The sequence below is a fragment of the Mesorhizobium sp. M1A.F.Ca.ET.072.01.1.1 genome, assembly GCF_004023325.1.
Classification (GTDB): Bacteria; Pseudomonadota; Alphaproteobacteria; order Rhizobiales; family Rhizobiaceae; genus Mesorhizobium.
This window is the reverse complement of the sequence record NZ_RZSF01000240.1, coordinates 1-10,654: the sequence shown is the minus strand read 5'-3', so window position 1 is coordinate 10,654 and position 10,654 is coordinate 1. Positions and strand designations below refer to the sequence as shown.

Sequence of the window (10,654 nt, the reverse complement as noted above, 5' to 3'; positions counted from 1 at the left end):
CTTAGCGCCGCAGCCATCTGCGCCGCCGGCGCTTGACGGCCATCGAGCAGGATGGCCTCGACCCCCGGCCGGACGTTGCTCAGAACAGTCTCGAGATCGGAGATCGAAGGATCCACAAAGAGAATTTCAGAGGCACGGGCCATGACTGGCTCCTGTTCGCGTCCAATTCATTTCAAAAGGGAAACCGCCCACCGGCTTAGTCGGCGAGCGGCGCGGAAACGGCGCTTGGCCGCGGTCATCTTCCGGACGGCCCGACGGCGCCGCTTGGGCGGCCAACGAGGGGGGCCTCCACGCGCAGGAAACCGGAGGCTTGGAAATTCCCGCCTTCGTCAAATGTCCCGATCGCGAGAGAGCCGGCGGTGCTTGGAACCTTGACGGTTATTGCGACAGCGTGGCTTCGCTTGACGGCAGCGGGAAGAATGACCTGGCCGACGATCGCGTTCTTGGCGGCATCCAGAATGAAATAGGTTATATGCTCGGTCGCGTCGCCGATGGGCAAAACGCCCCTAACGGTCACGTCCATTGCAGTAGACGAAGTTGCGTAGGTCATCATGCACTCCCCGATTGGCGGCGGCTGATGCCGCGGCTTCTCCTGCTTGACACTTGATTTTCAATCACCGCAGTGCTGCCCCCGACCCGACGGGCTTGGCCGCAAGGCCGCACGAAAGCTCGCGCGCGAAGACGTGATGGGCTGCAGCCTTTGCTCCAGACGACTCCCGGTCCGATCGGCCGGCAGCAAGTCGCAGACGGCGCCGTTCGCCGACGGCACTCGGCTTGAATAGCTCTGTTGAAATCTGGTTTGGATGCGGGGCACGGCAGCAGCCCGTCGCACCTTGCAGCAACCAATTCCCCGCCGGCGCATAGATGGGTACGGCCAGCGGCGCTCAGTTGCGGATATGCTTGAAGTTTGTCGAAGCGGCGGGCTTCAAACTCCCTGGGAAACGCACGTGATATCACGTGATACACGATCCACTCCCGTCACAGCTGACGCCGATCTCTTGGCGAAAACTCGCGAAAGAGTTCCGGAGTGGAAAACCCGTTCGACCCGAACAAGAAAGACAAACGCTCACACGGCCGCGCGCTCACCAAACGCACGTGCTTAGTCGTCCGCGACTTTGGTCTTGCTACTCCCGAAACCCTCTGGCTTGACTCCCCTACGACTTCCGCAGAATGCCAGCTACCCACGACCTGTGGGCCCCCCCTCACAGCAGCAAATTAGTAAATTTGAAAATTAGCGATCTGTAAACTGTGGAGGCGACTAAACTGACCTACCTCTAAAGTATTAGGTCGTGAATTATTACAGACCGAAACTCTAGAAAATATTTTTGAAATCCAGAACTTAACCCGCACCCAGGAATCTGCGTCAAACCCAGAAACGTGATCGAGCTCGAGCACTGTCATCCCGTTGGGGCGTCGCGATGGGGTCGACGCCAACTACCGCTTCGTCGAACTTGACGTCGCTTGGCAAATGACGGTGAAGTGGGCGGAGATCGTCTGAGGACCTTAGCCGCTCCAGTGGCGGGACAAGTAGACAATAGGAGCTTCGAGACGGCTCCGCGAATTCATCCGCGGCACGCAGAGAATGGCATTGCTTGAACGTCGCGCAACGTCAGAGCGAGAGATGGCAATTTCACGGATGACCACGGGCAAGCGACTTTGCCTGAACATGATCGTCAAGAACGAGATGGCGAACCTGCAGCGCTGTCTGGGGGCGGTTGTCGACCACATCGACTGCTGGGTCATCGGCGACACCGGGTCGACCGACGGGACCCAGGATTACATCAGGGCTTTCTTCGCCGATCGCGACCTGCCCGGGGAGTTGCATCAGTTCCCCTTCGAAAATTTCGAGCAGGCCCGCAACGCCGCGCTCGATCATGCATATGCTTCGTCGCTCGCCTTTGATTATCTGCTTTTTGACGACGCCGACATGGAGTTGGTCGTCGAGGACGCGGGCTTCCGAGCGCAGCTCGACTGTCCTGGCTATCGGCTGCTCCAGCGCTCCGGTTCCGACCTCGCCTATTGGAACACCCGCATCGTCAGGCGCGATGCCGGCGCCCGCTACCGTGGCGTGACTCATGAATATCTCGACGTCCCCGGCGACGTGAAGGAACTCCAGGGCGTTTGGTACAAGGACCACGCCACCGGATCGAACCGCGTCGACAAGTTCGAGCGCGACATCAAGCTCCTGCTGGAGGCGCTGGAGAAAGACCCGGAGAACCACCGATACTGGTTTTACCTGGCGCAGTCCTACCGCGACGCCGGACGCACGGCCGAGGCGGCGGTGGCCTACGCAAAACGCGCGGCGATGGGCGGCTGGGACGAGGAAGTATGGAACGCCCGGCTGCAGGAGGCGCGCTGCCTAAGAAAGCTCGGGGACGACGCAGGCTTCGTTCGCCAGGCGCTTGCTGCCTTCAATCAGCGCCCGCAACGTACCGAACCCCTCTACGACCTCGCGCGGTTCCATCGCGAGAAGGGGATGAACGACGCCAGCGTGCTGTTTTCGGAAGCCGGTCTGGCGATCACGAAACCGGAGCAAGACATCCTGTTTCTCGAGGATTTCATCTACACGACGGGCCTTCGCGAGGAATACGCAATCGCGGCAAACTACGCGAGCGATCCATTGCGCAAGGACCGCGGGTTCGCAGTGTGCAATTGGCTGGCGCTGAGCCGCAGCATCGCCGACGGTTCCCGCGATCTGGCGCGCTCCAACCTGTTCTTCTACATCCAGCCCGCCAAGACGATGATGCCATCGTTCACTGCTCAACCGGTCGGCTTCGTACCGCCCGACGGCTATCGGCTCTCAAACCCGTCCGTGGCTCGCTGGGACAACCAGATCGTAGTGCTGCAGGGGGCCATCACCTTGGCGGCGGCGGAAGAGAACCTCCGGGCTCGAGCGCCGGATCGAGCGGCGGTGCACACACGCAATTTCTTGCTGCGCATCGACAGCGAATTCGGGATCGCATCGGCCGACGAGATTTCACAGCCGACCGACTTGCCGCGACCTGCTTACGGCTGCGGCCTCGAGGCCATGCGTCCGTTTGCCTGGGAGGGGCAATTGTGGAGCAGCGCCTATATGCGCGCGTCGGCCGCAGAAGGCGAACCAGTCATCGCGCGCATCGACCATGGCGGGCCTGCACCATACCGGATGACTGACTGGCGTGTGCTCCGGCCGATCGGTGCGAAGATGAACGGCAACAATTGGCTCCCCCTCGTCAAGCCGGCTGGCATCGGCACCGACCGGGAGCGGCTGCAGTTCCTTTCTGTGGGTGATTCCATCCGCATTGTCGGCGATCAAGGGCAGACGATATCGGAAAAGCCGTCTTCCGTCGCTGCCGACGAGCTCAAGGGAGGCACCCAGGCGATTGCCTTCGAAGGCGGATGGCTGACACTCGCGCACGAGACGCGGGCAAGGCCGGACGGGGCTCAGCCATACTGCCAGCACCGCTTCGTCTGGTTGGACGAAACAGGCTGCTTGGCAAAGATCAGCCGGCCGTTCTTCTTCAATGAAAAGGGGGTTGAATTTGCCGCCGGCCTAGCCTGGCACCCAAAAGACGAGCGCCTGCTGATTTCGTACGGCGTCGCCGAGAGCGAAGCGTGGATCGCCGCCGTCGATGCCTCGGAGGTAAGCTCGCTGCTGGAGAGGACCGAGTATTTGTTCGCAAGCGAGGCATATTGGAGCTCACTTGCGACGACGTCGGCGGACGGTGCGACCATACAAATTGTGGCGGCTCAGCAGCGCAAAGAACCCGGCGACCTCCATCAACAAACCCGGCCTGACAGCAGACTCCCGAAGGAGGCGAGCAGGATTGTCCTCTCCGGCAATGCGAAAGGCACAGAGGAGGTCCTGCTCGAGCTGGCGCCGTTCCTTCGCTTCGCAGACTCGCCGCATGAGCGTCGCGATCAATCCTGGGCGTTCGATAGCCGGATAGCCCCCTTCCTGGACTGGGGAGATGCCGCGCTGCCTCAGATCCACTGCTTTTACGAGGTGCTTTCCGACACTGCGAAGCATCTGACCCTGATTGCCGCCACCACGTCGATGCGCGCGGCAGGCCATCCCGTGAGGGTCTGGAGCTACTCGCCGAACAAGCTTCAATTCCTCGTGCCATTCGGCGTCGAGGTACGCGCCGCGGATGACGTGATGCCGCGCAGCTTGTTCGAGCGAATGGTCGCCGGCTCCGAGATCCGCTATTTCAGCGACGCCTTTCGCTACGCCGTGCTTTACGAACATGGCGGGTTGTGGATGGATTGCGACGTGGTCATGCTGCGACCGTTTCCGTTCCGCGGCGATTACTTTTTCAATCTGCAATGGCGCGGCGGGCACCAAGGCCACTTCGTCTGCGGCAACGTCATCTATGCCGAAGCCTTCAGCCCCCATTTGAGAGCGCTCTACGAGATGTCAATCGAGCGCTTCTTCGGTGCAAGCGGCAAGGGATTTGGCGAAATCGGCCCGAAACTGCTCTCCGACTACATTGCTTCGGATCAAGGCGCCGAGCTGCGCGATTGGGTCTTCGGGCCGATGTTCTTTAACGCGATCGATTGGACCGAGATAGGCGAGTTCGAAAAGCCGCTCGCCGATGTGGCTGTCTACCTGAATGATGAGCGTGTCTTCGGAACACACCTGTGGACGGCACGAAATGAGGCTCGCTCGGGCGGGGAAGGAGCGCCGCTCATCTCCTTGCTGGTCGAGCCGCTGCGGAGCTTTCCCACACTCATCGATCTTGCTGATCGCTTCAACACCGACAAGAACCGCCATACCGGCAACCGGCATGCTTACGCACGCGTCTACGAGCGGCTGCTGTCGAGCCGGAGACTTTCCATGCGGAGGCTATTAGAGATCGGCCTCTGTCGCATCGCGGCGGAAGGCAACCAGTCCGAGACGCCCTCGGTCTCGCTCTGGCAGTCCTATTTTCCTTACGCCGAGGTGATCGGTGTCGACCTGACGGATTTTTCTCAGTTCAACAATGAGAGGTTCAAGTCTTTCGTTTGCGATCAATCCAAGCTGGAGGATCTGCGCTCCGTCGCGGCGAAGCTGGAACCGGGCTCGCTTGACGTGATTATCGACGACGGCAGCCACGCCTCGTTCGACGAGCAACTGACGCTGCGCGAATTCTTCCCGCTGCTCGCAGAGGGTGGATGGTATTTCATCGAAGACCTCGACTGGCAGCCAACAGGCGAAAATGCCAGTGAAATTACACTCACCAAGCATCTATTGCGAGAAATCCAACAGCACGGCACGGCCCGATCAATCGACCCGGTCGGTATCAGCGACCTTGCCGATCAGTTTGCCGAAATCCGGTTCTTCGACAGCCACTTCGAGCTTAGCCAGGCAAAATTGCTCGGAGGGCTAGTGGCGATCCGCAAGCGCGGAGGCGTCGGCCTTGTTCGATGAGCGTCACAGGGCGGTGCGGTCGGGTTCGGGCGAGTCCAGCCGTTCAGCGGGAGGTGGCTTAGCGACTGCGTCCAATCGCGGACCCCTTCCTTGAAGATCGCGGTCTACACCATCGCGTTGAACGAAGCCGCACATGTCGAGAGGTGGGCAAATTCGGCTGTCGGCGCCGACTATCGGATAGTCGCCGACACCGGCAGCACCGACGACACGGTATCGCGACTGATCAACGCCGGCGTTACCGTGCACCGGATCGCGGTCCGCCCATGGCGCTTCGATGACGCCCGAAATGCCGCCCTGGCGCTCATCCCCGCCGACGTCGACGTGTGCTGCACGATGGATATGGATCGTTTCCTCGAGGCCGGCTGGCGCCCCAAGCTGGAGGCGGCCTGGAGACCCGAAACGACAGCCCTCTATTGTCAGACGATCTATAGAGCGAGTGTCGACGACCCCAGACCGTTGCGGCAATGGGCCACCAAGAATTTTCACCATCGCTGGGGATATCGCTTCAAGCGCCCCGTCCATGAGGCCCTCGTCTTCACCGGAGAAAGGGAGGTGGTCACGACCAGCAACGACCTGGTCATGTTCGAGGTGCAGGACCTGGCCAAGCCAACCAGGAGCAGCTACCTGCCTCTGATGGAGGTTGCCTACAAGGAAGATCCCGACGACGCACAGATGTGTTTCTGGCTCGGGCGGGACCTGATGTGGGCCAACCGGCCCGACGAGGCCGTTCAATTGCTTGAGCGCTACCTTGGCTTGCCGACAAGCACCTGGGGCGAGGAACGGTCAGAAGCGATGCGCTACATCGCACGCATGATGCCGGACCAGAGATTGGTGTGGTTGGACAAAGCGCGAATGGAAGCGCCGCATCGGCGCGAGATCTGGGCCGACCTTGCGGAGGAACTCCACGGCAGGGCCGACTGGTTGAATCTGTTCTGGGCGTGCAGCAACGGAATCGAAAACACCCGTCGCACCGGAAGCTATCTCGATGACCCGAACTCCTGGGGCTTTCGGCTGTTTGATCTGGGCGCCATCGCCTCATGGCACCTGAATGCGATGGACCGTGCTGTGGAATGGGGGCAGATGGCGCTCGAGCTTGACCCGGGCAATGAGCGTCTCAGGAACAACCTCGATTTCTTCATTCGGCGCCGGCACGAAGATCGAGCAGCGCCGCTCGGCGAAGTGGGTGTCCGGTGAAGGCTATCGGTTGCCTGACGGGACGGACTGGCCGACTGCGGTCAACGCCAGCCTCTCGCTCACGTATTGATCCGTACCGATTCCTCCGGCCGTTCGTCACTGATGACAAGCGGCGGCAAGCACACATAGGCTTTGAGCGAGGGCATCACGCCCGCCATGATGCAATCGATGCCTGCATTGTTCAGCCTTAGGCCGAAGCCTGCAAAATCCACGATCATCGGCCGTATCGGAAGGCACCACTCCAACAGCGCGCGCGCGCCACGTGGCGAGACGGAGTAACAAACCGTGCCGAGCAGATAGCGCGCTCGAAGCAGAGCAGGTTCGATTGCCGCCTCCTGGAAGTCAGCAATATGCGTCATGACTTCGCCCGGAAAGAACTCCAGCCTGGCACCGGTTCCGCCAGGAAGGGCATCTAGCCAAGCATAGCATCGCAGACTTGCACTCCACAGGATGAAATCCCAATCGGCCGGGATGTTCGCCAAGAGCGCGTTCGTATGTCGTTCGAACTCGCGAGAGAAGATCGCATCATCTTCGGCAACCGTTATCACCTTGTGCCGACCGACGGCCTCTCTCCAGAGCGTCACGTGCGAGATGGCGCAGCCCAGACTCCCAGGCGCATACTCCAAATCCGAACTGATAACCCCACGCTCTATCAGCTTGTCGCGGTCGATGGATTTTCCGTCAAATCCGGAGAACCTCCGGACTTCCGGCAGGTGCGAGTTCAACTTGCGAAATTTATCCAGCCGCCCGACACTTCGATCGAGATTGATTACATAAATCTCCGACATGACGCTTTTAGCCCCATTTTGGCGATGGTTCGTCCATTCACTCACTTTGCATCGAGCGAACCAGCTTGCGCCCCGGCCTCCACTTGAGAGAACTTCAAGTCTAGCCGGATCGGTGGTAGCTGGCGAGACGGCTTGGACCAGGCATTCGAACTTTTGGAGGATTTGCGTCCGCCAACTGGAGAGGCTATGAGGCGCCGAGATTTGGCGGTTGGCATCATCGTTGCGGCAGCATCGGCTACCGCAATGGCAAAGTTTTCGGCCATCCTGGACCCGGGCTATGCAGCTATGCCATCCCCCCGGAATAAGACACCCGCGACGCTTCTGTCCGCCCCCCTCGAACTCGCGGGCAATTGGGGCCGCATGCTCTCGCAAGCGGCAGAACAGGTCGTTGAAAAGGCGCGGCGCGCCTGCCTGGACGGCGTCCGACTGCTGTCTGATCGCCAGCCGGCAAGGCTCCGCGTCGACCGCCATGGCACCGGACAACCGGCGATCTGGCTGCATCCCGACGGCAGCAGTATGGCCTGGATCATTGTCGACATCGGCGAACGGGACTGGTCGAAGCTTGCCTACCAGTTCGGCCATGAACTCGGCCATGTGCTTGCCAACAGCTGGCAGGCCGATGCGAAGCCGGCACCGCCTTGCCAATGGCTGGAGGAAGCCATGGTGGAGGCCTTCTCACTGCGAGGCCTGGGACGCCTGGCGAAAGACTGGAAACAGGACCCGCCTTTCGCAGGTGACAGTGCTTTCGGCGATGCCATTGCCGAATATCGCGCGGACATCATCAAACGCTATACCGCGCTCGCCGACAGCCAGGGACTTACCCGAGATGCTGCGAGGTGGTTCGCCGACCACCGAAACGAGATCGAAATTCCAGGTCTCAATCCGTTCGCGCAAGCAATGTGCCTGACCATTCTCGCAGAATACGAACAGGTTCCCGATTGCATTGAGGCGCTGGGCGCGCTCAACCGCTGGCCTGGCCGCAGCGGGGTTCCAATCGCCGAATATCTCCGCCGATGGAAAAAGAGCTGTACCGAATTGCAGGCCTCGCCGCACCTGCCGGTCCGACTCCAGCAATTGTTGCATGTTACCCGGGAGCGACGCTAACCAAAGCTCGGCAATGTGGCGGGAATCTTGTGATCGGACACATACGGGGGCCTGCGCGGACGCTACGGGTCTCCAACAAAGCAGGGTCGAGAACGCCCAAGCCGGCAGTTGGTCAGCGGCCGTCCGTATGTCGTGGCTGATGTGGAAGGGACTGTTGCTTGGCAGCGTCCGGATCGGTCTCCTTCGCCTTCGGCTCGGAGTGTCGCCGACCATATACAAGCCTGAACACAATCGCGAGATAGCCGACCTGCAACAGAAGCGCGGCTAGGAGGCTCCAGGCAATGCTCATCCAGACGGACCCTGTGACCTCATAGGCCCAGGTTCCGACTACGCTCGACGTGATAAGCATTCCGACCAGAAACTGAGGAAAGTACATCTCCCCAATCCTGCTTCCAGGCACTCGAGGCGAAAATTTCACTATTTTAGCAATCGAGCAAGTATCGCCATCTGTACCAATTTCGACGCAGCACCGAGTTTCTCATTCGAGCAGCACGGTAACGGAAGACGCTGGAACGTCAGGTCGAAAGCTTGGAGGATGACGTGTTCCTAGGAGAATTCCGAGTTGGAAGGCGAGCGGATGTCCGGCGGGTGGCGATATCAAACAAGGTCGCCAGCGCGTACACACCGCCGGGGAGTGAGCGACTGACGAAGATGTGGGGACTTTGCGTGGGCCTTTCTGCACCGATTCCTGCCGCAGTACGCCGTTCGTTTCGCTTTTCCATTTTCTCCCCCGAAACGAAGACGTAAGGCTTACCCGCGAACTCGCCATTAGAAGGACGCAAAAAGGCGGACCAGGGAATACCGGGTCCGCCTTGTCTGCCGACGGGCTTCGGGGAAGAAGGCTGGGTTCGACAAACTATCCGAGGCAATCTCAGCTGGCGTTGATGCTGAGGCTCGGCAAACAGAACAGTGCGCTTTTCTCGCCGCTCGCTCAATTAGCTCAATGGGCTTTAGCTCGATCAGATTACCATGTCGCCTCCCCAAAGTGCAGTGGGTTGGGCGAAGACATGCATCAAAAGAAGGACTTGATGCATGTCGCGCAAACTTGTGCAGCGGTTTTTCGAAAAAGACATGCACAAAACAAAGACTTAAAAGCGTATTTCTCGATCCATTTCGCCGCGATGCGCTCTAGCCGGCAGCAGCCTATGTTGTTTTTTTCACAGTCAGCGACACGTTTTTGTTACATTAAGATGCAACCTTAATCTCTGGGTGGCTAAGGTAATCGGAGATGACATACAAGTCGGTTCAGGAAACCCTCCGTGCAGCTGGAATCGTCATAAGCAAGAAAGGCGATGTCCACCGCATAAACTTCTTCGGCGGCCTGGAGGACACCGCGCACTATACCACGAGCCTCAAGGAGGCGCTGGAACGGGGCCTTGCGATGGCAAGACCGCAGCGCTCGTAGCTAGCGCCGTTGATTGGCAGCTGTGTTCCGCTGCGGCGAGCGCCTTGATCGCCTGGTCAATTCAGGCGAGATGCGCAGCGAACCGACTCTACGAGGCTAAGAAGTTCATCCCAGTAGGGCGAAAGGTCTAGGCCGAGACCAGCGCCGTAGGACAGCAGAGAGAACTGTTGCGCCAGTTCATCCTGCAGACGCCGGGCTTCATCTGGATCAGAGATGGAAGTGGTAGCCATGGCGGCCAGATCACGGCACCTGGCATCGGTTTCAAAACCGAGACCGCCAACAATCACGCCGAGTTCGACCATCATCGATATGAGTCGCACAAGCCCCCTCCGGCGATCTGCGCAACACAAGTGGCTGAAAACCAATCACGATTGATCAGAAATGGGAAGCCCATTTCGGGGAATCCCACAATCTTCGTAAATCACCTCCCGTGGAAACGACGTTTTTCCTGAGGAGTACTGTACCAGAAAGTCGTGATCGCAATAGAAGGCGGCCAGGCAAGGTAGGCCTGCGACGTCACGGATCGCTCTGCTTTCCCGGGAGGCGCTTTCAGCACTGTTTGTGCCGGATGCTCGCCGCCCGAAGTTCCTCCAGGCACGGACAGATGGACCGAGGCTCGATGTCGCCACGTCCCGGGCAGATGGAAGGGCGAATGGGCTGAAGTGGATGGGCGTCCAGGCGGACGCCCATCCAACCTCGTCATGACATGAACGCGGGCCGAACTTAGCCGCCACCACCGGAGCCACCCGATCCGCCGCTGCCGCCCCCGGAACC

Annotated in this window: 9 protein-coding genes; 4 read left to right on the top strand and 5 right to left on the bottom strand. The window is 59.9% G+C overall.

The genetic code is table 11. From position 1 onward, the window contains the following. Positions 1-235 precede the first annotated feature (235 nt). From EOA32_RS26340 to EOA32_RS38810, 3 genes are all read right to left on the bottom strand, one after another. Positions 236-553, bottom strand: a complete 318-nt coding sequence (locus tag EOA32_RS26340) for a hypothetical protein (protein ID WP_145971355.1) — start codon at positions 551-553, stop codon at positions 236-238. A 1,077-nt stretch (positions 554-1,630) separates the two neighbouring features. Continuing rightward, entirely contained in the window at positions 1,631-2,221 is a 591-nt protein-coding gene (locus tag EOA32_RS38815) for a hypothetical protein (protein ID WP_189407379.1), read from the bottom strand. A 138-nt stretch (positions 2,222-2,359) separates the two neighbouring features. Next, positions 2,360-2,764: a hypothetical protein gene (locus EOA32_RS38810; protein WP_189407377.1), complete on the bottom strand. Its 405-nt coding sequence runs from the start codon at positions 2,762-2,764 to the stop codon at positions 2,360-2,362. 165 nt (positions 2,765-2,929) lie between these two features. On the opposite strand from EOA32_RS38810, the gene EOA32_RS26335 reads away from it, so the two are divergent. Further along, a complete protein-coding gene (locus EOA32_RS26335) occupies positions 2,930-5,389 on the top strand; it encodes a glycosyltransferase (protein WP_189407375.1) in 2,460 nt (819 codons plus the stop codon). Positions 5,390-5,479: 90 nt separating this feature from the next. After that, entirely contained in the window at positions 5,480-6,583 is a 1,104-nt protein-coding gene (locus EOA32_RS26330; RefSeq protein WP_128373275.1) for a glycosyltransferase, read from the top strand. Between the two features lie 59 nt (positions 6,584-6,642). Here the strand turns inward: EOA32_RS26330 and EOA32_RS26325 are convergent, their stop codons facing one another. Continuing rightward, positions 6,643-7,371, bottom strand: a complete 729-nt coding sequence (locus tag EOA32_RS26325; RefSeq protein ID WP_067001318.1) for a glycosyltransferase family 25 protein — start codon at positions 7,369-7,371, stop codon at positions 6,643-6,645. A 201-nt stretch (positions 7,372-7,572) separates the two neighbouring features. On the opposite strand from EOA32_RS26325, the gene EOA32_RS26320 reads away from it, so the two are divergent. Together EOA32_RS26320 and EOA32_RS38805 are read left to right on the top strand one after the other, a co-directional pair. Continuing rightward, complete coding sequence (locus EOA32_RS26320) at positions 7,573-8,475, top strand: hypothetical protein (RefSeq protein WP_245499389.1); 903 nt, start codon at positions 7,573-7,575, stop codon at positions 8,473-8,475. Between the two features lie 1,228 nt (positions 8,476-9,703). Next, on the top strand, positions 9,704-9,880 hold the full coding sequence (locus tag EOA32_RS38805) for a hypothetical protein (protein WP_170950440.1): 177 nt from the start codon (positions 9,704-9,706) through the stop codon (positions 9,878-9,880). A gap of 56 nt (positions 9,881-9,936) precedes the next feature. Here the strand turns inward: EOA32_RS38805 and EOA32_RS26310 are convergent, their stop codons facing one another. Further along, on the bottom strand, positions 9,937-10,185 hold the full coding sequence (locus EOA32_RS26310) for a hypothetical protein (RefSeq protein WP_095779119.1): 249 nt from the start codon (positions 10,183-10,185) through the stop codon (positions 9,937-9,939). Positions 10,186-10,654: the final 469 nt, after the last annotated feature.